At 40.8% G+C, this 25506-nt stretch carries 30 protein-coding genes; 22 read left to right on the plus strand and 8 right to left on the minus strand.

Annotation, left to right across the window (positions count from 1 at the left end; all coding sequences use genetic code 11):
• The first annotated feature begins 19 nt into the window (after positions 1–19).
• The 3 genes from FN732_RS06075 to FN732_RS06085 are packed head-to-tail and all read left to right on the plus strand — an operon-like array spanning position 20 to position 2845.
• Positions 20–469 (plus strand): hypothetical protein, encoded by a 450-nt coding sequence (locus tag FN732_RS06075; protein ID WP_142935674.1) that lies wholly within the window; start codon positions 20–22, stop codon positions 467–469.
• The gene (locus tag FN732_RS06080; RefSeq protein ID WP_142935675.1) at positions 462–1052 is read left to right on the plus strand and encodes a hypothetical protein; all 591 of its coding nucleotides are present in this window, start codon (positions 462–464) and stop codon (positions 1050–1052) included. Before FN732_RS06075 ends, FN732_RS06080 begins: the two co-directional genes overlap by 8 nt.
• The gene (locus tag FN732_RS06085; RefSeq protein WP_142935676.1) at positions 1049–2845 is read left to right on the plus strand and encodes a terminase gpA endonuclease subunit; all 1797 of its coding nucleotides are present in this window, start codon (positions 1049–1051) and stop codon (positions 2843–2845) included. Before FN732_RS06080 ends, FN732_RS06085 begins: the two co-directional genes overlap by 4 nt.
• A gap of 81 nt (positions 2846–2926) precedes the next feature.
• On the opposite strand, the gene FN732_RS06090 is transcribed toward FN732_RS06085, so the two are convergent.
• The 8 genes from FN732_RS06090 to FN732_RS06125 form a co-directional block, all read right to left on the minus strand.
• A complete protein-coding gene (locus FN732_RS06090; RefSeq protein WP_142935677.1) occupies positions 2927–3361 on the minus strand; it encodes a hypothetical protein in 435 nt (144 codons plus the stop codon).
• A gap of 42 nt (positions 3362–3403) precedes the next feature.
• Positions 3404–3616 carry a helix-turn-helix domain-containing protein gene (locus tag FN732_RS06095; protein WP_142935678.1) on the minus strand — a complete coding sequence of 71 codons (213 nt, stop codon included), beginning with the start codon at positions 3614–3616 and terminating at the stop codon, positions 3404–3406.
• Positions 3617–3619: 3 nt separating this feature from the next.
• Complete coding sequence (locus FN732_RS06100) at positions 3620–4111, minus strand: RuvC family protein (RefSeq protein WP_142935679.1); 492 nt, start codon at positions 4109–4111, stop codon at positions 3620–3622.
• Entirely contained in the window at positions 4092–5384 is a 1293-nt protein-coding gene (locus FN732_RS06105; RefSeq protein WP_142935680.1) for a replicative DNA helicase, read from the minus strand. The genes FN732_RS06100 and FN732_RS06105 overlap by 20 nt, the downstream gene beginning before the upstream one ends.
• The gene (locus FN732_RS06110) at positions 5377–6117 is read right to left on the minus strand and encodes a hypothetical protein (protein ID WP_142935681.1); all 741 of its coding nucleotides are present in this window, start codon (positions 6115–6117) and stop codon (positions 5377–5379) included. The genes FN732_RS06105 and FN732_RS06110 overlap by 8 nt, the downstream gene beginning before the upstream one ends.
• Positions 6114–7052, minus strand: coding sequence for a hypothetical protein (locus tag FN732_RS06115; RefSeq protein WP_142935682.1), 939 nt, complete (start codon positions 7050–7052; stop codon positions 6114–6116). Before FN732_RS06115 ends, FN732_RS06110 begins: the two co-directional genes overlap by 4 nt.
• Positions 7052–7492 (minus strand): phage regulatory CII family protein, encoded by a 441-nt coding sequence (locus tag FN732_RS06120; RefSeq protein WP_142935683.1) that lies wholly within the window; start codon positions 7490–7492, stop codon positions 7052–7054. The genes FN732_RS06115 and FN732_RS06120 overlap by 1 nt, the downstream gene beginning before the upstream one ends.
• Positions 7493–7661: 169 nt before the next feature.
• Positions 7662–7898 carry a hypothetical protein gene (locus FN732_RS06125; RefSeq protein WP_142935684.1) on the minus strand — a complete coding sequence of 79 codons (237 nt, stop codon included), beginning with the start codon at positions 7896–7898 and terminating at the stop codon, positions 7662–7664.
• Positions 7899–7978: 80 nt separating this feature from the next.
• Between FN732_RS06125 and FN732_RS06130 the strand changes: the two genes are divergently transcribed.
• The 19 genes from FN732_RS06130 to FN732_RS06220 form a co-directional block, all read left to right on the plus strand.
• Positions 7979–8674 (plus strand): helix-turn-helix domain-containing protein, encoded by a 696-nt coding sequence (locus FN732_RS06130; protein WP_142935685.1) that lies wholly within the window; start codon positions 7979–7981, stop codon positions 8672–8674.
• A 332-nt stretch (positions 8675–9006) separates the two neighbouring features.
• Positions 9007–9687: a LexA family protein gene (locus FN732_RS06135; protein WP_246051345.1), complete on the plus strand. Its 681-nt coding sequence runs from the start codon at positions 9007–9009 to the stop codon at positions 9685–9687.
• Positions 9688–9813: 126 nt separating this feature from the next.
• Positions 9814–10023 (plus strand): peptidylprolyl isomerase, encoded by a 210-nt coding sequence (locus FN732_RS06140; protein ID WP_142935687.1) that lies wholly within the window; start codon positions 9814–9816, stop codon positions 10021–10023.
• The gene (locus FN732_RS06145; protein WP_185954271.1) at positions 10020–11456 is read left to right on the plus strand and encodes a phage portal protein; all 1437 of its coding nucleotides are present in this window, start codon (positions 10020–10022) and stop codon (positions 11454–11456) included. The genes FN732_RS06140 and FN732_RS06145 overlap by 4 nt, the downstream gene beginning before the upstream one ends.
• Entirely contained in the window at positions 11447–13687 is a 2241-nt protein-coding gene (locus tag FN732_RS06150; protein WP_142935689.1) for a prohead protease/major capsid protein fusion protein, read from the plus strand. Before FN732_RS06145 ends, FN732_RS06150 begins: the two co-directional genes overlap by 10 nt.
• A 16-nt stretch (positions 13688–13703) precedes the next feature.
• Entirely contained in the window at positions 13704–14036 is a 333-nt protein-coding gene (locus FN732_RS06155; RefSeq protein ID WP_185954272.1) for a DUF2190 family protein, read from the plus strand.
• Entirely contained in the window at positions 14030–14338 is a 309-nt protein-coding gene (locus FN732_RS06160) for a hypothetical protein (RefSeq protein ID WP_142935691.1), read from the plus strand. Before FN732_RS06155 ends, FN732_RS06160 begins: the two co-directional genes overlap by 7 nt.
• Positions 14325–14735, plus strand: a complete 411-nt coding sequence (locus FN732_RS06165; protein ID WP_142935692.1) for a hypothetical protein — start codon at positions 14325–14327, stop codon at positions 14733–14735. The genes FN732_RS06160 and FN732_RS06165 overlap by 14 nt, the downstream gene beginning before the upstream one ends.
• A complete protein-coding gene (locus FN732_RS06170; RefSeq protein ID WP_142935693.1) occupies positions 14736–15683 on the plus strand; it encodes a phage tail tube protein in 948 nt (315 codons plus the stop codon). It begins immediately after the preceding gene.
• A gap of 14 nt (positions 15684–15697) precedes the next feature.
• Positions 15698–15967, plus strand: coding sequence for a hypothetical protein (locus tag FN732_RS06175; RefSeq protein ID WP_142935694.1), 270 nt, complete (start codon positions 15698–15700; stop codon positions 15965–15967).
• Positions 15964–16263: a hypothetical protein gene (locus tag FN732_RS06180; RefSeq protein ID WP_142935695.1), complete on the plus strand. Its 300-nt coding sequence runs from the start codon at positions 15964–15966 to the stop codon at positions 16261–16263. The genes FN732_RS06175 and FN732_RS06180 overlap by 4 nt, the downstream gene beginning before the upstream one ends.
• Positions 16260–16589, plus strand: coding sequence for a hypothetical protein (locus FN732_RS06185; protein WP_142935696.1), 330 nt, complete (start codon positions 16260–16262; stop codon positions 16587–16589). Before FN732_RS06180 ends, FN732_RS06185 begins: the two co-directional genes overlap by 4 nt.
• On the plus strand, positions 16582–19695 hold the full coding sequence (locus tag FN732_RS06190; protein ID WP_142935697.1) for a tape measure protein: 3114 nt from the start codon (positions 16582–16584) through the stop codon (positions 19693–19695). The genes FN732_RS06185 and FN732_RS06190 overlap by 8 nt, the downstream gene beginning before the upstream one ends.
• Positions 19696–19704: 9 nt before the next feature.
• The gene (locus tag FN732_RS06195; protein ID WP_142935698.1) at positions 19705–20268 is read left to right on the plus strand and encodes a DUF2460 domain-containing protein; all 564 of its coding nucleotides are present in this window, start codon (positions 19705–19707) and stop codon (positions 20266–20268) included.
• Positions 20268–20882, plus strand: a complete 615-nt coding sequence (locus FN732_RS06200) for a baseplate hub domain-containing protein (RefSeq protein WP_142935699.1) — start codon at positions 20268–20270, stop codon at positions 20880–20882. Before FN732_RS06195 ends, FN732_RS06200 begins: the two co-directional genes overlap by 1 nt.
• Positions 20879–21124, plus strand: coding sequence for a hypothetical protein (locus tag FN732_RS06205; RefSeq protein ID WP_142935700.1), 246 nt, complete (start codon positions 20879–20881; stop codon positions 21122–21124). The genes FN732_RS06200 and FN732_RS06205 overlap by 4 nt, the downstream gene beginning before the upstream one ends.
• A complete protein-coding gene (locus FN732_RS06210; RefSeq protein WP_185954273.1) occupies positions 21124–24366 on the plus strand; it encodes a phage tail protein in 3243 nt (1080 codons plus the stop codon). Before FN732_RS06205 ends, FN732_RS06210 begins: the two co-directional genes overlap by 1 nt.
• A gap of 65 nt (positions 24367–24431) precedes the next feature.
• On the plus strand, positions 24432–25325 hold the full coding sequence (locus tag FN732_RS06215; protein WP_142935702.1) for a hypothetical protein: 894 nt from the start codon (positions 24432–24434) through the stop codon (positions 25323–25325).
• A 1-nt stretch (position 25326) separates the two neighbouring features.
• Positions 25327–25506: hypothetical protein (locus FN732_RS06220; protein WP_142935703.1), on the plus strand; the 180-nt coding region annotated here is incomplete at its 3' end.

The following is a 25506-nucleotide window of genomic DNA, read 5'->3' on the forward strand; positions in this document are numbered from 1 at the left end:
AGCTTTATGGAGGATAAAAATGAGCTTTAAAGCAAGTTTTAGCTTCATTTACGGTTTTCTTCCAGTAATAACAATTTTTTCAAATAAATTTATACCAAAGGGTTTTGGAGGATACAACTACGGATTTATCAATATTATTCGGCCAAAATACAAGGACGATAAAGGTTTAATTAATCATGAGATTCAGCATTCGAAACAGTTCTACAGAACCTTTGGTTTAGCCCCAATATTCCGTTCCTTAGGAATATTTCCCTTCCTTAAGAAGTTTTCAGATAGAAAGATTTTCAACTACGAATGCGAGGCTTACGGGAAACAGCTGTGTTTTATTGACTCTGAAAGTTTCAATTGGGCTCTTAAGCTCTTTTCTCAGTTCGTAGTAACTAAGTACGGCATTGTGGGGTATTCTATAGAAGAGGCAAAGGAGGAAATATTTAAGCACTACGAAAGGTTTAAGAGGAAAGATGGATAAACTTTTTCTATCAACAAAGGAGCTCTCTATTTTGTTTTCAAGGCACGAAAGGACAATTCAAAGGTGGATAGAGAAAGCTCAACCGAGGACAAAGAACGGCAAATACTATGCACCTGACCTTTTCCTCTATTTTGAAAACAGTATTGCAAGAAAAAACGACAAAAGTAAAGAAGAGTTAGAGTTGGAACTTAAAAGGGTAAAGTTAGAAAAGGAAAGGTTTACCCTTGAAAAGGAAAGGGGAGAATACGTTAAAAGGGATGATGTTGAATTGGAGTGGGCTCAAAGGGTTTCAGAAATAAAGTCTGGTCTTTTGGCTTTAGAGTTTCGTTTATCTACTCAGCTTGCAAATAAGAAAAGGAGTCTCCCTAAAACGAGGGAAATCATAAAAAAAGAGATTCTTGACCTTTTGTGGTCCTACGTTAGAAAGGGGAAGTACATTCCTAAAATAAACGAAAATCTTCCGTTAGACAAACAGGAAGAGATTACGTTTGAATTTTTTCAGAAACTCTCTGAAATCCCCTGCGACAACCCTAAATTAGAAATCAAATGCCCTAAAAAGAAAACAAAGCGGGAAAAGAAATGATTGATTGGACAAAAAGGGAACTGAGAGCTCTAACCCCTCCAGAGGGAATAACGGTTTCAGAGTGGGCAGATAAATACAGAATACTTTCCTCTCGTTCAAGTAAAGAACCTGGAAAGTGGAAAACCGAGAGAGTTCCCTATGCAAAGGCTGTAATGGATGCTTTTTGTGATAACGAAGTTGAGGAAATAGTTCTCTGTTACGGAGCTCAGCTTTCAAAGACGGAAACGATGCTCAACATGTTAGGTTATGCCATCCATCAAGACCCTGGACCAGCTATGTTCGTTCTACCGAGTGAAGATATTGCAAGGTCTTTCTCTAAAAACAGGCTTCAGGATATGCTTATTTCCTCAGAACCTTTGAGGGAAAGGCTTCCATCTACTTCTCACGACTTTACAAACCTTGAACTAATAATGGAATCTATGACGATTTACTTAGCCTGGGCGGGTTCCCCTGCAGTTTTGGCGAGTAAACCTGTCAGGTACGTTTTTTTAGATGAGATAGACAAGTACCCTCCCTTTTCAGGAAGGGAGGCAAACCCAATTTCCCTTGCAAAGGAAAGGACTAACTCCTATCAGGGATTTCATAAAATTGTTTACGCTTCCACTCCAACAACAGAAGACGGCAACATCTGGAAGCAGCTCCAAAGCTGTGGAATTATCTATCGCTATCAGGTCCCCTGTCCAAAGTGCAAAAAATTCATGTTCCTTGAATTCCCAAATCTTAAGTGGGAAGATGTGGAGAATCCTGAGGATGTAATAGATAAAACCTGGTACGAGTGTCCTAACTGCGGGGCTAAAATAACGGAAAACTATAAACACGAGATGCTTTTAAAGGGCAGGTGGGTAGAGTGGAAAAGGAAGTCAAAGAGGAGGAGAAAGATAGGCTTCTGGCTCTCAGCTCTTTACTCTCCATTTATCCCTTGGGGAAAGTTAGCTTACGAGTTTTTGGTTTCAAAGGATTCTCCTTCTGAACTAATGAACTTTGTAAACTCAAAACTTGCAGAACCTTTCAAGGAAACGGTTAAGAGGAGGGAAGTTTCAGATATTTTAATCTGGAAAAGGGATTATCCCCCCGGCATCTGTCCTTCCGATACGGTAGCTTTGACGGCAGGGGTGGACGTTCAAAAGGACGGATTCTACTTCACAATCTGGGCGTGGAATACTCAGTTAGAACAGTATTTGGTCCGCTACGGCTTTGTTAGAAACTTTGATGAACTTGAAGCGGTTTTGTTTAATTCCCGTTATCTCGTCGGGGATTACCCTGCAAAGATTTCCCGAATTTTCATAGACTCCGGAAACGACACGAGGGAGGTTTACGAGTGGGCTTGGAAATACTTGGGGGTGGTTTTCCCGATAAAAGGACAATCTCAGATAAGGTCAGGGGTTCCATTCAAAGAAACATTAGTTGAAAGGCTACCGGGGTCAAGTTTAAGGTACGGAACGGGATTGAGGCTCGTTAACATAGACGTTAACTACTATAAGGATGACATCCAGAGGAGATTTGAGCAGGGAAAGATTTTTCTACACAATGAAACCGGGGAAGACTTTGCAAAGCAGATTATTGCAGAGGAAAAGAGGAGGGTTAGAAGGAATAACGTTTATGTGGAAACGTGGGTGAAGGTTCACCAAGATAACCACTATTTGGACTGTCTCGTTTACTCTAACTGTGCAGCAGACCACTTACAGGTAAGATTTTTGGAGCCAATTTTAAAGCAGGTTAACCCTCAGTCTGTAGGGAGCTTTACTCAGAACAATAGCGGCTGGCTTCCTAAAAAGAAGGGATGGTTGAAATGATTAAATACTTTAGCTTTTGGTTTAGGTGGTCTATAATTATTTTGCTTTAATTTTGGACTGCCCATAGATAGAAAAAAGTAATTAAAATGCTGTTGGCTGTATAAACCAGTGAGAAAAATCATATCCCACTCTATAAACAGTTCTTTCTTTTGGTTTCACAGAAATCTTAATTTCCGAAACGGAAACTCCTACCCCACAAATACTATTAGGCTTCATACCTAAAATATGAATTCCTGCAGGTAAATAGAGTATTACTTTTTCTTTAGTTCTTACTTCTGCAACTTTTTCACCATCGATGAAAATTGTAGCTGGACACACCAACGCACCAGGAATGTGTCCTTTATCTTCTTTTACTATTACAACACCACAGTTTTTACAGGGAGTAGAGTATTTATTGGTAAATATTCTATTTTTAGGAACAAGCTTAGCTTGTTCTGTTTTTATGGGTTTAGAAGTATAACAACCAGTTAAAACCAATGGAGTTAACAAAACAATAAGTATTTTAACTAAATTCATATTCCTCCCCTAATTGCGTAAATCAGTGAAAATTTTACAAAATTATTTCCTTCTTTTTTCTATAAACTCCACCAGGTCTCTCATTCTAAAACGTATTATTTTTTCATCTAAAACCACTTTAGGAAGTTTCCCCTGTTCCGCCCAACGCAAAACGGTTCTCTTATCTACCTGACATATATAAGCAACATCGGTAGGTTTTAGCAATCTTTCTGGAAAAACTTCTCTAATTCTTTTCTTCAATACATCTCTCTCCATATTCTATAACCCCCCGAAAAGACATTTTCTTCCGTATTCAGCTATTAGAAGAGCCTCAGCAGGTCCATCACTTTTTATCTGCACTCCAGGGAACATCTGTTTTGCTTTCTCTATTGATTTCTTTTTCTTCTCTTTTCTCGGTCTTTTCTTGTGTTTACTCCCGTGTATAAATGCCTGCCACCTTTGAGGCGGAACTTCTTCAAAGGGGATATGAAGGGCTATCAGTATTCCTAAAATCTGCCCGTAATGTTTCATTAGATTTCCGCTGCTGACAGCTCCCTGTTTTGGGTATGGATGCTGCTTTTCAACAAAACATCGATATATTTCGCCTCTACGCTCAAAAAGAAGGTCAGCAAGGGTGGATGTATCTGGCATAGGAAAAACTTCAACAGATTTACCCTCTGCTGAAGGTAAGAAGGGAATAAATGCAACTCCTCCCTTTTTACCAGGGTCAATACCGACGATTAGTGTTTTCTCAGAAATCAAACAATCCATCTACTTCCTCCTCCCCTTTAGATACTGGTGTAGCTGGGCTTAATGTGAAGTGAGGGAATCCGTTGTCAAAGTCCACGATAATTTCAGAGCCAGCCTTGTTTACACGGCACTTTGCAATTTGAATTACGAGCTTGTCCGGAGCTTCTTTTAAGTTTCTATGGAGCAGTAGAATGTTAGAGGCATCTTGTTCAAGGTTTCCTGTCTCTTTTATATTCTCAAGGCTCGGCTTATCTTTCCCTGTCCTAACTCCACGGTTTAGCTGTGCAAGAGCTACAACGGGACAGGTGTTTTTAGATATTTCCCTTAATTCTGCCGATGCGTAGTCAAGAAATTCTTTTCTTGTCTTGAAATCTTTCGAATGGTTGTGAATTATCTGAACATAATCGATATAGACAATATCTGGCTGAACCTCAAAGATTCTTGCTTTGATTTGCGGCATGGTGAACTGGCCAGCTTCTATGTGAAGTGGCAGGCTCTCTATTTCAGTAACGGCATTTACGATGGTTTCAAAATCCTCCCAGCCAAAGACTATTCGTTTAAGAGGAATTCCTGTGTGGATAGAGATGAGCCTTGCCATAACTTCTTCTTCTGTTAGCTCCAGAGAAAAGAACTGAACCTTTATTCCTCTTTTTGCCTGATTTAGAGCAAGAGCAAGGCCTGTTACAGTTTTTCCTATAGAAGGCCTTGCACAGATAAGGGTCAGTTCATTTCTATATGAAAAGTACTGGTCTATCTCACCTGAACCCGTATGGATTCCAGGAACCGTATCCTGGTTATAAATCTCCTCCATTTTCTCAAGCCATCTGGAACCCACCTCTGCAACAGTTCCTCCCTTTTCCTGTCTATCCCTCTCAAGGTCTGATAGAAGCCCTAAAGCTTCTTCCCTCGTTATCTTTCCAGAGGCTAATTTCTCGGCTATTTCAAGTTCTTTTCTCTTTTTAGAGGACTCTATCAGCTTCTCTACGCAGACTTTGAATTTTTTCTCGTTTTCAATAGCAAACTCTACTGCATAGAGTAGAGTGCTCTCCAAGCTTTCTCTTTCCTTCTTGTTGGCAATTTCTTTAGGGATGCATGTAGTAGCTTCCTCAAATGTTTTGCCGTTTTCAAAGCCTTCCTTAAGCATAGAAAAGATTTTCTGTAAGTCTGTTAGCACGAAATCATCTGGCCTTAATCTTGAAATCCCGTAGTAAAAAGCTTTTTCATCTACAAGCATCGTCCCGATAACTGTATATTCAAGCTCTACATCCCTTGCAGCTGCCACTACTCTACTCATCCCTCCCTCCTCTTCTTTTGTCTGTGCCTACTACGTGAACGGCAATTCCGCACTCAAGCAGTCTTGAAATAGCTTTTTCAGATAAAAGGCCAGGAGAATCCTCGGTTCCGATAAACTTTGAGGGAGGAGCTATATTTGTTGTTACTATGATGAAAGTCTCTGTGTCGTAAGCCTGCAGGATTAGTTTTTCTAAAGCAGGAACGGCATCTTCTTCTAAGTCGTCAATCATTATGATGTCGTAGAACTTTGTAATAGCCGTAAATGGAATTCTTTCCCAGAATTCGTAGTGAGTTCTTGAGGGTGTAATCTTTGTTTCAACGGCATAGGTGATGTCGTCTGTAAACTGCTGGAGCTCTAAGGAACCGTTGTATAAACCTAAAAGCTCATCGTTTGTAAGAAATAGAGGGTAAAGCTTTTCCGTTACTGTTTTTATAGCAAGATACTTTACTCCCATTAATGTCTTATAATTTCCTATATCACCGCTTAAGATTAGGAAAAGTGGTTTGAATCCCTTTTCTCTTATCTCTTCTTCCTGTCTTTTTATTTCATTGAAGTAGGTTCTCGTATATTCTTGCGGAATAACGTTTTTAGACATAGCTTTAATTAACAGCGGAATATCTCCTTTGCGGTTTTTCGGCAGATTGCAGTTAACTAAGCTGTTCCAAATCCTGCTGTCGCAATCTGCCGTCTTTTCTAAGAATCTTTTTAGGTCGTTGAGAGTTAAAGTTTTCATCTCCAACCTCCCTTACAAGCGAATTTGACGTTTGGTGTATTTGTTACTTGATAAGAAACCGGTTGGCTTGTTAAATCAGTTACTCTGTAGCTGAAGGCAAAGAATGAATATCCTTTGTCTATTATCCACTTATCGCGGAATTTAAAGAAGTCAGGAACCTTTTGGATTAGTTGATTAGCAAGGTCTTTTAGTTCCTCTTGGTTAGCTGCAGAATTAAGGAGAGCTTTCTCTACTCTTTTTATTGATGCTGTATCAATTAGAGGGTACCTGTTGAATCTTCTCTTATACTCAGTTTTAAAGGCATTAATGATTTGTTGAACTACAAGAGATATTAGAGAAGGAGTTATTTCCTTCTCTTCTAAATTCTCCTTTCTTTCTTCCTTTTCATCACCATTCGGTTTTTGCTCGGCGGGTTGGTTTTTTACCTCCTTTTTCTCTTCTCTAATATTTTCTTTTAAATTTTTATCTAAATAATCTTTTCTAGAAATATTATTTACGGTGCCATCTGGGCTTTGTGAGGCTTGGGCTTCGGGAGATTTTTTAGACCCATTTTGGGTCTTACTTAGACCTATATTAGGTCTTTCTAAAACCTGTTTTGGGTCTTCTTTAGACCCATTTTGGGTCTTTTTTAGACCTTTATTAGGTTTATTTGAAGAACCTAATTTAGTTGTTATGAATTCTTTTAATTTATCAATGTCTAAAGAGATTTTCTTACCCTCTCGTCTAATGAAAGGGAGTTGTTTTAATTCACAGTAGATATGGTCTTTCCTTATTCCCGTTTTCTCTGCTAAAATATCAATGCTAAAAGCCCCTCCCCCTTTGAGATTGAGGAAGGAGAACAGGCAGAGGACGATGCACCTCTGCCTGTTAGTGAGAAGTTTTGAGTTGTAGAGGAGTTCGGGAAAATCGTAGAGAGAATATTTTTCTTTACTCATTATTTAACCTCCTTTAACTGCTGTTTAAACTTGATTAGTTCGTCTATTGCCTCGTCTATTTCTTTGATGCAGGCTTTAGCTTCCTCTTTTGTTATTTCTCCATCCTCTAACGCTTTAGCTATTTCGGAAATAGCTTCTCCAGTTTCCTTCATTAGTTTTCCAAAGGTTGTAGGGAGAGAACAGGAGTTAATTTCAATAGCCCTCATCCCGATAAGTTCAGCTATTTTTTGAACCGGCTTTCTGAGTTTTAATCCTGCTATGAGAGCTAAAAATCCAGCTAAGGAAGGAACTCTTTCACCGGAGGCGTATTTCTCAACCGATTTCGGGCTAACTCCTACCTTGAAAGCAATTAGCTCGTAGGTATATCCCTTTTCGTGAGCTTCAAGAATTGCAAGCTTTACTAAATCCTCGGCAACTGATTGAAAGGCTTCCTTACACATTTTCTACCTCTTGTAGGTTTCTTTTTTCAGAGCTCCCCTTATCCCCTCTCCTGTTAGGTTTTATCTTCAAAACCAGAAGGGAGGGGGAAATGAAAAAGACGCCCGCCGAAGCGGACGCTTTCCTGGAGGGACTCCAGAAGGGGAGGGAAAGGGGGGATAGATGTTCCATCTATCTTACCCCCGCAGGGGTTTTGCGGGTTAAAACATCAAATAGTGTTTTATCTTTTGGGCTTAAGAGTTCTCTTACGGCTTCTTGTGAATATCCTAACTCCAGTAGAGCCGCTGCTTTATCAGAAGGAAGAAATCTTTTCCCTTTTAGGATTTGGTCTAAGAATTGTGGAGGAATGTTTAACTTTCTGGCTAACTCTGATTTACTCTCTTTAAGCTCTATTTCCAATAGCTTCATAATTAATCCTCCTGCTTTAAATATATTAAAGCTATTGCTTCAGATTGTCAATACTTTAAAGCAAATTAGAGGATTGAAAATTGTTTAATGCAGTTGCTATAAATAACAACATGGCTGAGACAATTGGACAGAAGATTGAAAAGTTAAGAAAAGCCCAAAAATTAAGCCGCCGTGAATTAGCCGAAAGAATTATTAGTAAGTTTGGTGGTGCATCAGTTGAAGGAATGTCTCAATACATTTATCAATTAGAAAAAGGAAAAAGAAAACCAAAAGTAGAAACTCTTAATAAAATAGCTGCTGTTCTTAATGTCCCTCCCTCATATTTCTTTGAAGACCAAAGCCAAAAAGAATTTGAATACTTAGGAAAGTCCGACGGTTATGTAAAACTTCCGATATACGGGGAGGTGGGAGCTGGGGACATGATAGTTCCTGTTTCAGAAGGAGATTTCTACGCCGTTCCTCTTGCTGGTAGGGCAAAGCCTAAGAAAGACTGGTTTGTTCTAAAAGTCAAAGGGAAAAGCATGGAGCCTTACATTCACGACGGCTCTTTCTTGGTAGTAGAACCTGCTCAATTTGGATATGCAGAAAGCGGTCAAATAGTAGTTCTCTGCGAAGAAGATGGAGATTACCTGCACGGTTGCACGGTAAAGAAAATAAAAGATGCAGGGGATAAATGGTTAGTAATACCTCTTAATGAATCGTTTGAGGCTTATACGGTAGATAAAAACAGAGCAAAAATAAAAGGCATAGTGCGGAAAGTGATTTGGGAGCCGTAATCTTTAATCTCATTTAACTGTTGCAACACTTAACTTTAATCATACTGCTTTTATAGTTCCTTATTTCTCCCTTGACAATAAACTCAGCAAATAGAAAAAGAAACCGGAAGAGATTTTGGAGTTTTACGCGAGGCGTTAAAGTTTAAAGATTTACCTAAACTCTATCTTAAAGAGTATAAAGACAGACTTTACCTTCAAATGTACAACCAATCTCTTAAAAAGAACGTTAACATAGCGAATTTAAAAGATGAAGAGCATATACGCTTTCTCCTTAAAACTTTCGTAACTCTCTGGAATGACTACAGAGAAAGTCTGGAATAAGGTTGGTTGAAATGATTACAACAAGCTGTGATAATGTTGATATGGAGATAGGGAAGAAGATAAAATTACTAAGGGAAAGAAAAGGATTGACTCAACAGGAGCTTGCCGAGTTAATAGGGACAACTCAGCAAACAGTTGCTTACTGGGAGGTAGGGCAAAGGAAACCAAGATATTCTAAACTGCAAAAATTAGCAGAAGTTTTTGGAGTTCCTATATCTTACTTTTTAGAAGATAAAAAACAACACTGGGATTTAAATACTGTATTTCAGGAAGGAAAAATAATTCCTGTCCCAATTTATGCTGAAGCTCAAGCTGGTTCCTTTGGTGGGTACACAATGCCAACGCCTGAAAAATACTTTCCAACACATGAATCGATGCTAAAAGGACTTCCTCCTGAGAGAGTTTTTTGGATAAAGATCCAGGGGCATTCTATGGAACCTGAATATCATCCGGGGGATATGATTTTAGTGGCTGACCCTTCTTGGTATGAAGTAAAAGAAGGAGCTCCAGTTGTGGTTTTAAACGGTGATGGGGAATTAACTGTTAAATATTACCACTATGACCCTAAAAATAAAATGATAGTTTTAGAACCAGCAAACCCTTCCTATAAACCAATACTTATTCCAGAAAAGGAACTTTTTTCTGGGGAATATATCTTTTTCCCGGTAATAGCACACACAAGGATTTATTAATCCCTATTTCTTTCCTGCCTTCTAACGTTCTTTCAATATTCGTTCTATTTCATTCAATATAGCCTAATTTTTAGGCTTTAATTCCATTCTTCCCTGCCTTATAGTAATCCAAGGAGGTTAAAAACCTTGACTCTTTCGGAGCTTTACCAGAGGAAGGCAGAAATCCTTACGGCCATTCAGAAGATAGAAAAGGAAGGGCAGGAGTACAGAATCGGCGACAGGTGGATGAAAAGGGCTGACCTTCCTGCACTCTACAAGCAGCTTCAGGAGATTAACTCTCAGATTCAAAGGATTGAATCGGGGGGAACGTTTACCTTCGTGAGGTTTTCAGGGTGAAGGTTTTGGAAAAGGTTGAAAATCTAATCGGATTTTTCTTCCCTAACTGGAGGGCTAAAAGGGAAGCTTTTAAGCTCTACTCCCGTTCATTAAAGGCTGCCGAAAAGGGAAGGCTTACACAGAACTGGAAAAACTGGGTAACTTCCCCCAACTCCATTCTTTCAGAGCTCTCAACAGTTCGCTCCAGAGCAAACTGGCTCTACGAAAATAACTGCTGGGTAAGGGCTTCCGTTGACATTTTACTTTCCAGAATTGTAGGTTCAGGAACTACTTTACAGGCTCTAACAAAAAATGAAGTCTTTAACGATAAGGCCGAAAATCTCTTTAAGGAGTGGAGTTATTCGGCAGACTACTACAGACAGTTTCACTTTGGAGACATAGAGAGGTTAGCGATTTTAAAGCTCTTTACCGATGGTGGTGTCTTTTTTCACATTGTAACCGATACCGACAATAAAGACACAGCTCCTTTTTCAATAGAAGTTCTTGAATACGGAAGGCTTGCATCTTTTTGGGATAAGCCTTACGGGGATAACGAAATAATAAACGGAATAGAGGTTGATAAGTCCGGGAAAGTAGTTGCATATCACTTTACCGTGGCTCCAGACAGCTTTCTTAATCCTACCCTTGAAACTAAGAGAGTTCAAGCTGAGGATGTAATTCACTTTTCTCCGTTTAGAAGGCCTCACCAGCTTTTAGGAATTCCCCTCTTAGCTCCTGTAATTCCCTATGCCTACCACCTTGACGACCTGATAGAGGCGGAGCTGATAAATGCAAAGGTTTCAGCAAGCTTCGGAATTGCAATTAAGAAGAACGCTCCTGTGGGACAGTTTAACCAACAGACCCAGCAGAGGGAACTGGAGATAGCTCCGGGGATGATAGCAGAGCTCAATCCTGGAGAGGACATTGCAGTTATAGACCCAAAAAGACCGGGGAACACATTTGACGACTTTGTAAAGCTGATTTTAAGGGGAATGGGAAGAGCTATTGGCCTTTCCTACGAGCAGATTTCTGGGGATAAGTCGGAGGTTAACTACTCATCTGCAAGACACTCAGAACTTGAGCTCAGGGATTTCATCCTTCCATTCAGGAAGTCCCTTGAACGCTACTTCTTAAGGCCCGTTTACACCGAATTTGTGAAGAATGCCGTTAGTTTGGGCAATCTGAACATAATGGGTGCAATCAAGGACTGGAGAAACTGGACGGCTCACAGGTGGATATTTAAGGGATTTGACTGGGTTGACCCTCTAAAGGAGGCTCAGGCAAAGAGGTTGGAGCTCCTTTTGGGACTAACGACCCTTGCAGATGAAGCTGCAGCAAAGGGTAAGGACTGGAAGGAGCTCGTAAAACAGAGGGCTAAGGAGGTTGAGTTCATGGACAGTCTCGGTCTTTCAGATATATCCGAAACTCAGGTTAGGGGTAAGAAATGGGAGTAAAGCTAAATCGGAAGGGCTACAACCACGCAAAGAAGCTGATTGAAGAGGGAAAGGTAAATAAGACAAGTGACTGGAGCTTTTCAACAGAGGACGAGAACAAGCTCCTTGGAGACGACAACTGGGACGAGTACTCAAAGTGGTTTTTAGCGGTTGACGACAGTGAGGATAAGGAAACCAAGGCTCACTACAAGTTTCCCTACGGGAAGAATGGAAAGGTTTATAGGAGGGGGCTGATTGCTGCGAAACAGAGAGCTTCTCAGCACGGCTACACGGAAATAGAGAATGCTGCAGATAGGCTTTTGAAGATGATTGACGGGGATGACGAGAGGAGCTCCCAGACCGAAAAGAGAGAAGTTCCTTCAACCGGTGCTTTGGTCAGGAGGAACTTCAAGGTTGAAGTAAGGGGAATTGTAGATGAGGAAAACAAGATTGTGGAACTCTCCTTTTCTTCAGAAACTCCAGTAGATAGGTGGTGGGGAAAGGAGATTCTCCTTCACGACAGGGATGCCGTTGACCTAACTCCTCTTATGAGTGCGGGCTCTGTTTTGAGAAATCACGATGCAGACCAACCCGTTGCAGTTCCTTTAGAGGTCTGGATAGACGAAAAGGAGAAAAAAGGCAGGGCAAGAATCCAGTTTAAGAATACGGAACTTTCTCAAAAAACTTGGGAGGAAGTTAAAGAAGGGCTTATAAGGGGAGTTTCCGTTGGTTACGTAGTTGATGAGTGGCTCTACTTGGATGAAAAGGAAACCTGGAAGAGGTTTGAAGGACCTGCTTACGTAGCCAAGAGGTGGAAAGTCCTTGAAATATCACTAACGCCAATTCCTGCAGACCCAAGCGTAGGGGTTGGAAGAAATACCGAAACAAATGAAAAGGAGGTAGATATGCCTGAAGAAGCTGTGAAAGACCAAATAGAAAAAAGGGATGGGGTTCAAACCCCACAAGGAGAAGAAAAGAGTATTACTCCTGAAGAGATTGCAGCTCAGGAAAGAAAAAGGGCTGCTGAAATTCTAACTCTTTGCAAGATGCACGGGTTAGAGGAGAGGGCTCAGGACTGGATAGAGAAGGGGCTTTCTGTTGAGCAGGTCAAGGATGAAATACTCAAAGAACTTTCTCAAAGGAGAACTGCCGTGGGAGCAAGCATTCAGGTTGTTAAAGAAGAGAGAGAGAAGTTCAGGGAAGCTGCCGTTGATGCAATCCTCATGAGGGCAGGTAGGAAGATTGAAAAGCCTGCCGAGGGTTCAAGAGAGCTTATGTCCTACAGACTTGAAGATTTGGCCAAAGAAGCTTTAAAGAGAAGCGGAGAGAGGGTAACAGGGTCAAGGACTCAAATTATTCGCCGTGCCATGTCAACTTCTGATTTCAAGATTGTTCTCATGGACGCCGTTAACAAAACTCTCCTTCAGGATTACAGGGACATTCCCACAACCTACCAAAAGTTTACAAGAAAAGCATCTGCATCTGATTTCAAGACCCTCCACAGAATTAGGGTTGGAAGCCTTCCATCTCTGAAGCTCGTTAAGGAGGGGGTAGAGTACAGAAACGTTACCCTTGGAGAAGAGGGAGAGTCCTACGCAATAGGTAAGTACGGAGCCAGGTTCGGAATTACACTTGAAACGATAATCAACGACGATTTAGACGTCTTTTCAAGGATTCCAGCTCAGCTTGCCCGTTCTGCCAAGAGGACTGTTGAGGAGACCGTTTATGCCCTCATCCTTCAAAATCCAAAGATGTCTGACGGCAAACCGGTGTTTGATTCCTCTCACAACAACTTAGGAACTGCAGGGCCTATAGGTCTTGATACCCTCAAGGAGGCAAGGACGAAGTTTAGGACTCAAAAGGATGTTGACGGACACTACATAAACGTTATGCCTGAATTCCTCTTAGTTCCTCCAACGCTCTTCACAGAAGCTCAGATGTGGATGAAGGACACTACCCTGCCCGGTGGAACAAACGAGCAGAGAAACCCATTTGCCAACTTTGCTCAGGTTATAGAGTCTCCTTACCTTCTGCAGGCTGGAGATGTAGAGGGTTCTGAAACTGCATGGTACTTGTTCGCTTCTCCTAACTCCATTGACACGATTGAGGTTGCCTTCCTTGACGGAAAGGACACTCCTGAAATCACAACAAACGAAAGCTTTGATAACGACGTTCTTGAATTCAAGGTAAGGCTCTTCTTTGGAGCTGCATTCATTGACTACAGAGGAGCATTTAAAAACCCAGGAGCTTAATTGAAGGAGGATGGCTATGAAGAACTACGTTTATGAAGGAGATGAAATTGTTCTTAATGTAGGAACTGGAAAAACATCAGGGACTCCCGTTGCCGTTGGAAACATCGTGGGAGTTCTTCTAACCGATTCCGACTCTGACGGTAATGCAACTGTTGTAACAAGGGGAGTTTTTTCTCTCCCCGTAAAGGGAAGCGACGGCACAAACAACGTTGCCGTTGCTGTCGGAGACAAGCTCTACATCAAAAACGGTGTTATCAGTAAGGATGCAAGTGGAGTTTTCTTTGGTTATGCACTTGGAACCGTTACGGCTGGAGCAACAGAAACCATTGAGGTGAAGGTCAATTGCTGACAGACGAAAGGAATGTTTTCTATGAAGATTTCGGGGTTGACGTTGCACGGGAGGACGGCTCAACCTTCCGTGCCGTTCCTTTTGATGAGGAAACCTTTTCAGATGAAATCGTTGACGGAAGGGCTACAAACCTTGTGGAGTTCTACTTAAGGGCAAAGATGGAGGAAGTAGAAACTCTCTCAACCGGGGAAAGGCTGACGGTAAACGGTGAAACCTACTACGTGGCCAAGAAGAAGGTTTTTAGAGGATTAAAGGAGACGTTCATCTACCTATCGAGGGATGCTGTAAATGAAACGATTTGAGATTATGCAGTTTCTTTCTAAGAAATTGAAGGAAATTTTACCCGAAAACGGCTACCAAACGGATACGGGAAGATTTGTTTTTGTAGCAAAGGCAACTCCTCCAGACCCTGATAGATGCGAAGTTCTGATTTACGACCTTGGGCAGGAAAACGAATACAGGAATGGGATAAGGCAGAGCTCTTTAAGCGTTGAAGTCTTTGTAGTGTCAAGTGAACCCTATCAGGAGCTTATAAAGAGAGTTTACGACATCTACTCTGCAATAGAAAAAGACCCCTTTCTTTTTGGCAGTTCATCCCTTACTAAGGTTGAAAGCGATGAATTCCTCTTGGCTCAGGAAGATAAAAGGTATTTAGGATGTTCCATCAAGTTATCAATCGTCTATTTAGAGGAGGCTTAAATGAGGGCTTCAAGAAAAACAGTTGTTCTTGCAAAGATAGAAGATACCTACGGTGTTGATGCTTTACCAGACCCTACAAATGACGCAATACAGGTTGTCTCAGCTGACCCTTCTCCTGATTACAAGTTCTTGGAAAACAATGAGCTTTCTCCAACCCTCTCCCGCCGTCCCGGTATGAGTGCAGGGGGAACGTGGAAGATTGACATTAAGGTTAAATTGAGGGGAAGCGGGGATAAAACAAAGGAGCCGAGAATTGGAAGGTTAATTGAGGCCTGCTCCTTCAAAAAGGAAGTTCTTGATTCAGATGGGGACGGCTATACCGATACTTACAAGTACACCCCAATTTCCTCTCTGGACTCTCAAAAGAGCCTGACAATTTACCTTTATAAGGATGGAGAGCTCTACAAGTTTGTAGGCTGCAAAGGAGATATTTCTCTTGATGCAGAGGTGAGGGAGTTTTCAGAGGTAACATTTTCATTTGTAGGAAAGCTCTTGGAAAGAGTGGAAGCTCCCGTTCCAGACGTTACCTACGAGGTCACTAAACCGGTAGTCTTTAAAGATGCTATGTGCAAGATTGACGATACCTTTGCTCCGAGGTTTTCAAAGGTTTCTATTGGGCTTAATAACACGATTACGGCAGTTGACGATGCCAACTCTTCAGATGGAATCTGGAAGGTCTTTATAACAGACAGAAAGCCGTCAGGCTCTTTTGACCCACTTGCAACCCTTCCTTCCGAATACGACTTCCTCACAAAGTTTGAAAACGGCGATGTTGCTACCTTGAACTTCACTTTAGGACAGGAAGAGGGCAACAAGGTAGTTGTTACCTCAAAGATTCAGTTTAGCGATTACAAGTTCAGTGATAAGGATGGAGTTCTCACAAACGATATGACGTTCAACCTCGTAACAGAGAACGGGGATGATGAGCTGATTATTGAGTTTAAGTAATTAAAGGAGAAACCATGAATTATGAGCTTTTTGCCCTAATTGTGTTTTTCGGATTAGTCCTTGGCTTTATAGGTGGTAGGCTTTTAAAGTGTGAAGCAAAAAGTTCTTCCAAAAGATATAGATATATCGGTTATCAGCCTGAAAGTGAATTACTTACTCAACCACCCAAAGGAGGAAGCGGGTTAACAAGGATTGGCAGGAGTGGAGGAGCTAATCCCCTACCAGCAACAAAGAAACCTGAGTTTAAGAAAATCCCGCCACAAACTTGCAAGGAGGTGAAATGATACCTGTTAGTAAAGTTCCAGAACTCTTGGATAAGTTGGGAATGAGTGAGGAAGATGTTAAGAAAATGGTGGCGGATACGAGAAAAACGATAGAAGGAGTTTTTAGCAAAGAGGAAGGGAAAGAGGTCGAAAACCTTATTCTTCCTGAATTTCCCGTTTCAAAGGCGATAGAGGTTTTAAGAACTGCAGGAATTGACCCCGATTCTTTCAACAGCGTCTTTGAGGTTAAGGCAAAAGCACTGGCGGTTCTCTACGAGATTTTTTTTGGCCGTACGTCAGAATTAGAAAAGCAATGATTCTCTACTACCTGCAGAAGAGTGGAAAGTTTACCTCATGCAGTGAATGCAGGGAGAAGGGATTGGACGAATACGGAAACTGTCCCTTTCTTCCGAAAGAAAAACACAACCCAAGAGTAGTTTACAACTTGGGGCAGGAGCAATTTGAGTTTTGTCCTGTCCCGTTGGTAGATAAACAGGCAGAGATGGATTTAGAGATGGCCAATCTATTCTGGCAGTTTGGAATTTTGCCAAGGTCTGGAGGGTATTTGGAACAGCCCTATCCTGAAATGGTTGTGTGCCGTTACTTAGCTTCTTTCTTAGCCAAGGAGAGTAAAAATGAGTAAGCAAACCCACGAGCTTTATTTGTTGATAAAGGCTCACGACGAGGCAACGGCAAACATAAGAAAGATTCTAAAGGGTCTTGAAAAGGATATAAACAAGACTCTTGAAAGAATAGACAAAATGGAAGACTCCTTTTCGGGAGTGAATAGGGTTATCTACAAAGCAAAGCAGCACCTTCACCAGTTAGCAGATGAGGCGAAAGATACAAGTGGGGCATTTCAGGAGTTGGGTTCGTCTATAAGGTTCACCCTTGGAGCTATAGGAACTTACGTTGGACTTGATTCGTTAAGGGATGCACTTGAGTTTGCTCTGGACTACAACAGAACAATTGAGGATACGAGGATAGGGCTTGCAGCTGTTCTCTCATCTGTGGGGCAGATAAAGGACAGCACAGGCCATTTGGTCAAGGGACAGGAGAAATTTAATGCTTCCCTGCAGATTTCTGAAAACATAATAAAGAGACTTCAACAGGCAAACCTTAAGACTACGGCAACCTTTGAGGAGCTCCTTGAATCTTTCCGCTCCATTCTCGGCCCTGCGATGTCTGCAGGTTTTAATCTCGACCAGGTTATAAAACTTACTACTGTAGGAGTTAACGCAGTAAAGGTATTGGGGTTACACGATATAAGGCAGTTAGTTCAGGAGTTGAGAGACATTATCCAGGGAGGGATTCAACCAGGAGCTTCAACTTTAGCTACTACATTAGGAATAACAGATGCTGATATTAAAAGATGGAGAGAGGCAGGGGTACTCTACGAAAAATTGATTGAAAGACTGGAAGGTTTTGCAAGGGCATCTGACAAACTTCAGTTTACTTTTTCAGGACTCCTATCTAATCTAAAAGACATTCTTGGTATGACTTTAGGGGAAGGTACAACTCCACTATTTAACTTTTTAAAAGAACAGATACAGGGAATTATAGGAAGCATTGCAGAAGTAAAATATACAGCAAGCGGAGCAATAGAAAGTATTACCCCTAAACCTGAAGTAGTTCAGAGATTACGACAAATATCCTTAGAGTTAGAAGATGTCATAATCGACCTGAAGGAAATAAGTAAATTAGCCTGGCATCATAGAACGCTTCTTGGAGAGGTTCTTAAGCTTATAGTAGCTTATAAATCTCTAAATTGGGTTATCAAAAGCATTTCAGCTGCTTTGATGGCAGTGCGATTTAATCCTTTAATTTTCGCCGTTTCAGCTTTAGGTTTGGCATTTTTAGAATTGAAGGATAGGGTAGATATAGGTACTCTTTCTTTAAAGAAAGCCGGAGAAGCTATCCCAAAGGAAGTAGATAAGATTAACGAAAGCCTTGAAGAATTCAGAAAAAAGATTGCACAGCTAAATTCTGAAAAACTTAAATCAATTGAAATAAATCTACAGCAAGAAATTGAAGATACTCAAAGAAAAATAGACAAGCTTAAAGAAAAGCTTTCCACATTTCCCAAGAAAGATATTTCTGGTCCTCTGGTAGAGTTGAAGTTACAATCTCAGGCCGTTTCAGGTATAAAGAGCTGGCAAGATTATATGAAGGCTGTTAAAGGGAATCAGCCTGTTTTTACAAAAAAACAGCAAGAGATATTAAAAATTCAAAACCAGTTGGTAGGTTATGAGGAAAAGCTTCAAATTCTGAAGAAAAAGATGGCTCTCCTAAAAGGGAAAGAGTACGAGGTTTTCGGGGCTTCTCTTCCTATTCAGTTATCAAATTATAAGTCAGAATTGAATTCTCAAGTTCAGTTAATTCAAGAGAAATTCAAAAAACAAGAACAGGTAATTTCTTTTTCCTATCAGCTTGCCAAAGCTCAGTTAGACAGGCTTAAGCAGTTAGGAATCATAGGAGAAAAGGATTACATAGAATCCCTGAAAGCCCTTGTTAACTGGGAAACCAACAAGGAAATAGAAATTAGGAAAGAATCTTTTGAAAAGAAGAAGAAAGAGTACGGAAAGCTCCTAAAAGGCTATCAGGAGGCTCTAAAGAAGGCTACAAAGGAAAGCGATAAAGAGGAAATCAAGAAAAAGATAGACGAGATAACCAAAGCATTGGAACTTGAATTCAAGAGATTTCAGGCTGAAATAGAAAGAATCAAATCACAGGGAAAGATAAGGCTCTTTGATTTAGATACTCAGCTGTTAGTTTTTGACAAGGAACAAAAAGACAAGTTAGATAAACAGCTTCAAGAACGGGCAGAAAGAGTAAAGAAGCTCATAACCGACGTTACGGGGCAAATTCCCCAAATTCAGGCAGACATAGAGAAAAAGCTTGCAGAAGCCAACCCTCTTGACCCCTACCAAAAGAAATTCGCAGAAGTGAACAAGTGGACAGCTTCAACTATTAGCAAAATTGAGAAGCTAAAACAGAAATTAGACGAGTACAAGGACGTTAAGGGTGTTAAGGAGCTGATAGCACAGCTTCAAGAACTTGAAGATAAAACTAAAGAAGCTGGGAAAGCGGTAACTGAGCACGTTAAGGAGCTCCAGAAAGCAGATACCGATGCAGTTACTGGGGCGAGAAAGGCTTTAGACGACATTTCAAAGGAGATGCACCAAACTGGCAAATACGTTCAGGAGCTTGTTAAAGACACCGTTTACGGTATTGAGGACATCCTTTCTAACAGAGTTTTGGAGCTTTTAGAGGGAAGGGCTATAAAAATCAAAAATCTCTTTCAGGATTTAACGAGAGAGATTCTTTCAATGTTTGTCAGATTAGGAATAAGGGAAACCGTCGGGGTTAGAATTGCTGACTTCTTTAAAGCTCTTTTCCCAGAAAAGAAAGCATCCGGAGGAATCATTACAGGAGGAATACCGGGTAAGGATTCTGTCCCCATCCTTGCAATGCCCGGAGAGTACGTTCTAAACAAGAGTGCAGTTGATTATTACGGCGTTAACTTCATAGAAGCCCTTAATAGAATGAGGCTTCCAAAGTATGCAGGTGGAGGAGTTGTTGGAGCTCCCAAGCCAGCAGTTCAACATCAGCCTCAACCTCAAACGATAGTTATTCAGAACTCCTTCCATGTTACAGACCCTGTCAGCTTTGAAAAGTATGTAAGAAAGAGCGGTATAGATAGGCTCATAGCTCAAAGGGTTAGAGAGGAATTGGAGAACGGATATTAAGGGGGAAGTGTGAAGTTTTACCCGACTGAGATTCCGAGTCTGCCAAACGGAACTTTGAAAACCGTTACATTTAAAACTCTCGTGTCCAACCTTGAAAACGGCAGGGAATTTCGTAGGAGAAAATGGCTCTTTCCAAAGAGAAGCTTTCGGCTCAAATACGACGTTCTAACACAAGAGCAAGCTGATACACTCTGGAATTTTTTCATAGAGCATCAAGGAGCTTACAAACCATTTCTCTTTCAGTTTCCCTACAAAACAAAACACTACAATGAATTTGTGGCACAGGCAGACGGAAGCCAAAAAGTCTTTGACCTTCCATCAAAGGATGCCCAGGACGTTGTTATCTACTTTGACGGCAATCCTGTAGGTGGATTTTTCTTTCTTCCAGAGGGAGGAGAGTACGGAAAGGATAGAGTGGAGTTTAAGGAGCCTCCTCCTGCTGGTGCTTTGATAACGGCCGACTTCTACGGTTATTTAGTGATTACGGCAAGGTTTGCAGAAGATTCTCTATCCTCTGAAATCTTTAAGGCTTACCTGCAGAGAGTGGGCATAGGAATCGTGGAGGTTAGATAATGCAGTCTTTACCCTCTGAAACCCTTAAACGACTTGAAAGCCTTTTTTCTACTACCTGTTTACTCTTGGTCTTTTACCTTGAAGAACCCTTAAGGTTTGCAAATCTTGACATAGATGTCTGGTATGAGGGGAAAAGGTACGTTTCCGTTCCCTTCAAAATAGACGAGGTTTCAAGGGATGGGAGATTAACCTCAGATACCTTGGTAGTTACCTTTGATAACGTTTCCCTAATTCCTGCCTCAACGTTTTTAAACGGAGATAAGAGAGGGAACGGGGCAGAAGTTAAGTATGCCCTGATAGATGATTTTGGGAAACCTGTATCGGTCTTTTCTGTTTTTGACGGGATAATCGACCAGGTAAGAATTAAGGATGGAACTGCTGAGATTACGTTGGTAAGTGACCTTACCCGTTTTTCCAAAAATACTTTTAGAAAGCACATAGCCCTATGTCCATGGAGATTTAAAGACCAGAACTGTAAGTATTCGGGACCAGCATTTTCCTGCGATAAAACTTACGAAACCTGTCAAAAGCTTGGTAATACAAAGCATTTTGGGGGGTTCCGCTATCTTCCGAACATAATGGAAAAACAGCTTCCTTGGGGAAGAAAAAAGTGAGGTTAGCCGAGAAAGTAGAGAAGTTATTGGGGGAAAAGTTAGATATAGAAGGTGTTATTAAGGAGTTTTACCCCGACCTGTCAGGGCTAAAACAGGCAAGGATAAGAAGGGTTGGAGACGTTGTTAAGTGGAACGGTGAAATTATCGGCATATACCTTGGGAACGGCAATCTTTTAACGGCAGAACCTGACGGGGTTTGTGTTGTTCCAGTTCCAAAAGGTTCGACTTTCTGGAGGAAATGATGGGATTCTTTCACAAGATAGGGCACTTCTTTTCTTCTACATTAGGGAGTGCTTTACTTTTGGGGGCTTCCTTCATTCCTTTTTTCACTCCGATTTCTACAATCTGGAAAATTGCAATAGTTGCAACAGCTTTTGCAGGTAGTTACGCTGCTGCTAAATATCAGCAGTCTCTTTTAAAGAGGTCCTTTGGAAAAATTTCTGCAGGGGGGTATTTAGCTAATACCCGCTCTACACAGAGTCAAATCCCTGTGGTTTATGGAAGGTGCAGGGTTGGGATTAACTGGATTTGGGCGGCAACTTCAGGAAATAATAACGAGTATCTCTACATAGTGGGAACCCTTTCCGAAGGTCCTATTGAGAAAGTGGAAGAAATTTGGTTAGACGGAAAACCTCTTGTAGGAGTGAAGGAAATAGAAAAATCAGAAAGCAAGGTTGTGAAGAAGATAACTAATCAGAGGATTAATAAGGTTAAGCTTACTGTAAGCTATCCAAAACTTCTATTATCATCAAGAGCCGACACTTTAGAAATCGCAAGGGGAGAAACAGTTGATAAAGGAAGTTATACTGTCAGTTTTTCTAATGATGGAACTGTAACTGTTGAGGGAAAAGTTATTGACAATGTCTGTGTTAAATGGAGTTATGAGTGGGATGATTATACAAGCTTGACAAAGGTCTGCAAGGAATCCAAGCCTGTTTATCAAAGAATTAATTCCGTTACCTTTAATGAGTTTTCTACAGACGGGGGGAATACTTGGTTTAAAAGCCCTAACGATTTAGTTGAATGGGACTACGTCGTAGGTGGTGAGGATAACTTTAATTCAAAGTTTGGAGGGCTATTCGACGAGGTGAAGAATCTCGGATTCACTGACAATGTCCCTTATACTGCATGTCTTATTGTAAGACTCAAATGGGCAACTGTGAAATCCGGAAACGTTATTCAACCCCGCTGGTCAGGAGTTCCGAACATAACGGCAGTTGTAAACGGTAGAACTGTGGACAATAAGGGAACAGGCTTCAATAAGGATAATCCCGCTCTTATCCTCCTTGATTACCTCACAAATACAAGATACGGCCTTGGAATACCAGAAGAGAAAATAGACATAGAGAGCTTTCTTGAAGTAGCTCAATACTGTGATGAGCAGGGGTTCTCTTTCAATGGAGTAATCTACGATTCGTCTGCAAAGGATGTTGTGGAGCTCCTCTGCAATCATTTTAGGGGAATTCTTATAAAGAGTGGAGGGAAGTACAAACTCAAATACAAAAATCTCTACTTTGAATCTCCAGTTATGAAGTTTGACGAGGCAGACTACATTGAGGGTTCTTTCTCCTACGACTTACCATCAAGAACGAGAATTCCAAACTCCATAAAGGTTGAGTACATAGACCCCGTTATGAACGATACTCCTAATACTCTAACCCTTGAAGTTCAAGACGATGTAACCGTTGAAGAAAATCCGATAGATATAAAGCTCTACGGTGTAGATAGACTTGGAGCTAAAAGGCTTGGAGCTTACTTCCTTGAAAGGGCAAGGCTTAATCATACAGTTACATTCACAACAACTACAAAAGCCCTCCCCTTAGAACCCGGGGACATAATCTCTGTTACCTATAAAGACTTCGGAATAGAGAATCAACTCTTTAGGGTGGAGGAAATCAGACAGGTTGACGATGATACGGTTTCCGTTGTTGCAGTTATAGAAGACTACAAACTCTACAATGAAGATATAGACCTTGAAATAAGAAATGTTGACGTTACAGACTTGCCATCCCCCAATGACCCCCCTCTGCCTGTAGTCCCTTCCGTCTTAGAGTCCACTGAGCTTGATAAAGACGGAACCCCTATGAGCTACGTTGTTGTTAGTTGGCCTCTAACAGAGGGATATATAGACCATTACGAGGTTTGGGTAAATGAGAGTGGGACCTGGGAATTGGCAGGGATAACGAAAGCACCCCCCTACAAAGTCTTGGTCAAAGCAGGTGAAACCTACAAAGTGAAGGTCATCCCTGTAACGATTTTCGGAATAAAGGCAGACTGGGAGGAGTCTCCGGAGGTTTCTATCTCCGTGGCTGGTATAACAGAAGGACCTGTTTTTTCTGGGGGACTGTCCACCAGTATAGACAACACAAAGAAACTCCTAACAGCTACCTGGTCAAGGGTAACTGATAAGGATTTTGACCATTTCACGGTAACTGTCTATAAGAAGGATACTAACGAAATCTTAGACCAATACTTTACATCTACTAACAAAATTACCATTCCGTTAAACTATGAAAGTGATATAACAATTGGAGTTAAAGCCGTTAATACTTCAGGGGTAGCTTCAGAGGAATTTAGAGAAACCATAATAAGAAATCCTTTATTTCCTCTTATTGTAGGGCATCTGAGCTGTGCTGGAAATGTTTTAATTATTAATCCCTGGAAGCCGCTAAACGGTAACCTTACAATAAAAACCCCTATCTTTTTGGTTAGGGATTTCTTCTCCAAAGGGTTTGCAGGACTCAGGTCAGGAAACCTAACAACAGACCAGCTAACCGGTTTGGGGTTTTATTTTGATAATGTAGTTCCTTATAACGATTCTCAGAAAACCTGTCATATTTATAAATTTTCACTAACAGGGGATTTATCACTTATTGACACAATAGAGCTACCGGAGGCTAAGGCTCATCCGTTCTATAGGACAGATACCTCTCCACTTTACGTTGCTGCATGGTTGGATGTTTTTGACTCTAACTTTTATGTAGCTTACTTAGAAAACAAAGATAATCCTACGTACTTAAAAATCTTGAAAAACGGTTCTGACTGGAAAACTCTTGATATTTCGTCAGAAACAGCGAATGTGTACGGGTTTAACTGTAGAGTTTTTGTTTTTGAAAACGAGGAGTTTATAGCGGCTTATGATTACGAAGATAGCGATTTAAACTGGCATTGGAAAGTTTATTCTTCAAGAACAAACTCTTGGATTTCTACAGAAAAACTTGCAAGTTCAGGCAATATTTTCCCTCAGAAGATGAACGATGGGATTTTCTATATAACTAACGACTCTTCTCTTTCTCCGGCAGAACAGTACAGGAAGATAGACTTGAACCTCAACAATACTTTTCTTGCCAATGCCGACCACTTTAGGGCTTACAACCCTTATGAAAGAAATTGGTATATAGGGTATGTAGATGATTATCTCTACCGTTTGACTCAGGACGGTAAAACAGAAACCTGGTGGTATGCTGTTTGGAATAAAGCCTAATTTTTAGGCTTTATTTCTGCCTCCCTATGCACTAACCTAATTACTAAAGTGTAGGGAGGCTTGTAATGGAATTTCCCTTTACCCCTTCGTACGAATCCCTTTCAAAGCTAAAAGGAATAAAAGGGGATTGGGGGGACAAGTTTAAGGTTTCTCTTAACTTTTCTTTTAGTGGAACCCAAAAGAATGATTTTTTACTATTTCACTCAAAAAATAGCTTTAATAATTTCGACTACTATCTGAAAAACAAAACTGTAGGACAAGGGATAAGAAGTTCTTTTAAAGCAAAGGATGTTGATGCAGTTGTTTCTATAAAAGATGGAGCAACTCTCTGGGTAAACGAAAGCATTTCTGAAATTTCAGTTAATGCTGGAAGTGCAGACCAGACGCTAAATGTCTCTCTCTCCCCTATGGGAACCTTAAGAATTGCAATGGAATACGTGGGGGAAGAAGAGTATCTCTACATAGTAGAAGGTGATAACCTATTAATAATTTCTATTCAAAACGATACTCTTATGATGTCTTTAAAAACAACAAATAGTTCCTCAGCTGTAGGTATTTCTGTGAAAGATTTGTACGACGGGGGAGATTTAGGAAAAGTTATATCGTTTTCTGTAGGTTACGATTTAGAAAAGTTTACCTTATCTCACGGTGGGCATACAAAGAGCATCGAAAACAATGCAATTGATATGGCTAATGCTACTGTGCAGTGTCTCCAAAACACTTACGATTTCATTATTTTTGACACAGAATTTCCCGATAGAATCCTCCAAATTCTTAATCAACCGCTGACCGATTCCGTTTCTATTTCCGTAAACGAACCCGACATAAGCATTTCAGAAGCTGTCCCGACCTTTGTTTACGGAAGGCTGGGTGTAACTGCAACTTTCTTAACAAAAGAGGTCAAATTCACTCCAGAAGGAGATGTCTTTAAAACCAAAATTGATTTAACAGAGGTGTAAATTGGGAGTAACGATAAAAACTTCCTTCCAGAATCAAATAGATGCCGTCAACGATGCAGTCAACTATGCTCACTCAAAAGTTGACAGCTTTGTAGCTGGTGTAAGGGGAGAATTCCCGTCTGTTAATGTTCATTTTAACTCTCAACTTATCTGTTCATCTGGAGCAGACGATAATGGTCTA

This window comes from Balnearium lithotrophicum, assembly GCF_900182585.1.
Classification (GTDB): domain Bacteria; phylum Aquificota; class Aquificia; order Desulfurobacteriales; family Desulfurobacteriaceae; genus Balnearium; species Balnearium lithotrophicum.

Bases quoted from the DNA above. Each gene is read 5' to 3' on its own strand.
- FN732_RS06110 (WP_142935681.1), bottom strand. From the start codon at position 6,117: ATGAAAACTTTAACTCTCAACGACCTAAAAAGATTCTTAGAAAAGACG.
- FN732_RS06180 (WP_142935695.1), top strand. From the start codon at position 15,964: ATGATACCTGTTAGTAAAGTTCCAGAACTCTTGGATAAGTTGGGAATG.
- FN732_RS06085 (WP_142935676.1), top strand. From the start codon at position 1,049: ATGATTGATTGGACAAAAAGGGAACTGAGAGCTCTAACCCCTCCAGAG.
- FN732_RS06125 (WP_142935684.1), bottom strand. From the start codon at position 7,898: ATGAAGCTATTGGAAATAGAGCTTAAAGAGAGTAAATCAGAGTTAGCC.
- FN732_RS06165 (WP_142935692.1), top strand. From the start codon at position 14,325: ATGAAACGATTTGAGATTATGCAGTTTCTTTCTAAGAAATTGAAGGAA.
- FN732_RS06100 (WP_142935679.1), bottom strand. From the start codon at position 4,111: ATGGATTGTTTGATTTCTGAGAAAACACTAATCGTCGGTATTGACCCT.
- FN732_RS06200 (WP_142935699.1), top strand. From the start codon at position 20,268: ATGCAGTCTTTACCCTCTGAAACCCTTAAACGACTTGAAAGCCTTTTT.
- FN732_RS06155 (WP_185954272.1), top strand. From the start codon at position 13,704: ATGAAGAACTACGTTTATGAAGGAGATGAAATTGTTCTTAATGTAGGA.
- FN732_RS06215 (WP_142935702.1), top strand. From the start codon at position 24,432: ATGGAATTTCCCTTTACCCCTTCGTACGAATCCCTTTCAAAGCTAAAA.
- FN732_RS06120 (WP_142935683.1), bottom strand. From the start codon at position 7,492: ATGTGTAAGGAAGCCTTTCAATCAGTTGCCGAGGATTTAGTAAAGCTT.
- FN732_RS06090 (WP_142935677.1), bottom strand. From the start codon at position 3,361: ATGAATTTAGTTAAAATACTTATTGTTTTGTTAACTCCATTGGTTTTA.
- FN732_RS06190 (WP_142935697.1), top strand. From the start codon at position 16,582: ATGAGTAAGCAAACCCACGAGCTTTATTTGTTGATAAAGGCTCACGAC.
- FN732_RS06095 (WP_142935678.1), bottom strand. From the start codon at position 3,616: ATGGAGAGAGATGTATTGAAGAAAAGAATTAGAGAAGTTTTTCCAGAA.
- FN732_RS06150 (WP_142935689.1), top strand. From the start codon at position 11,447: ATGGGAGTAAAGCTAAATCGGAAGGGCTACAACCACGCAAAGAAGCTG.
- FN732_RS06185 (WP_142935696.1), top strand. From the start codon at position 16,260: ATGATTCTCTACTACCTGCAGAAGAGTGGAAAGTTTACCTCATGCAGT.
- FN732_RS06075 (WP_142935674.1), top strand. From the start codon at position 20: ATGAGCTTTAAAGCAAGTTTTAGCTTCATTTACGGTTTTCTTCCAGTA.
- FN732_RS06115 (WP_142935682.1), bottom strand. From the start codon at position 7,052: ATGAGTAAAGAAAAATATTCTCTCTACGATTTTCCCGAACTCCTCTAC.
- FN732_RS06175 (WP_142935694.1), top strand. From the start codon at position 15,698: ATGAATTATGAGCTTTTTGCCCTAATTGTGTTTTTCGGATTAGTCCTT.
- FN732_RS06135 (WP_246051345.1), top strand. From the start codon at position 9,007: ATGATTACAACAAGCTGTGATAATGTTGATATGGAGATAGGGAAGAAG.
- FN732_RS06080 (WP_142935675.1), top strand. From the start codon at position 462: ATGGATAAACTTTTTCTATCAACAAAGGAGCTCTCTATTTTGTTTTCA.
- FN732_RS06210 (WP_185954273.1), top strand. From the start codon at position 21,124: ATGGGATTCTTTCACAAGATAGGGCACTTCTTTTCTTCTACATTAGGG.
- FN732_RS06105 (WP_142935680.1), bottom strand. From the start codon at position 5,384: ATGAGTAGAGTAGTGGCAGCTGCAAGGGATGTAGAGCTTGAATATACA.
- FN732_RS06170 (WP_142935693.1), top strand. From the start codon at position 14,736: ATGAGGGCTTCAAGAAAAACAGTTGTTCTTGCAAAGATAGAAGATACC.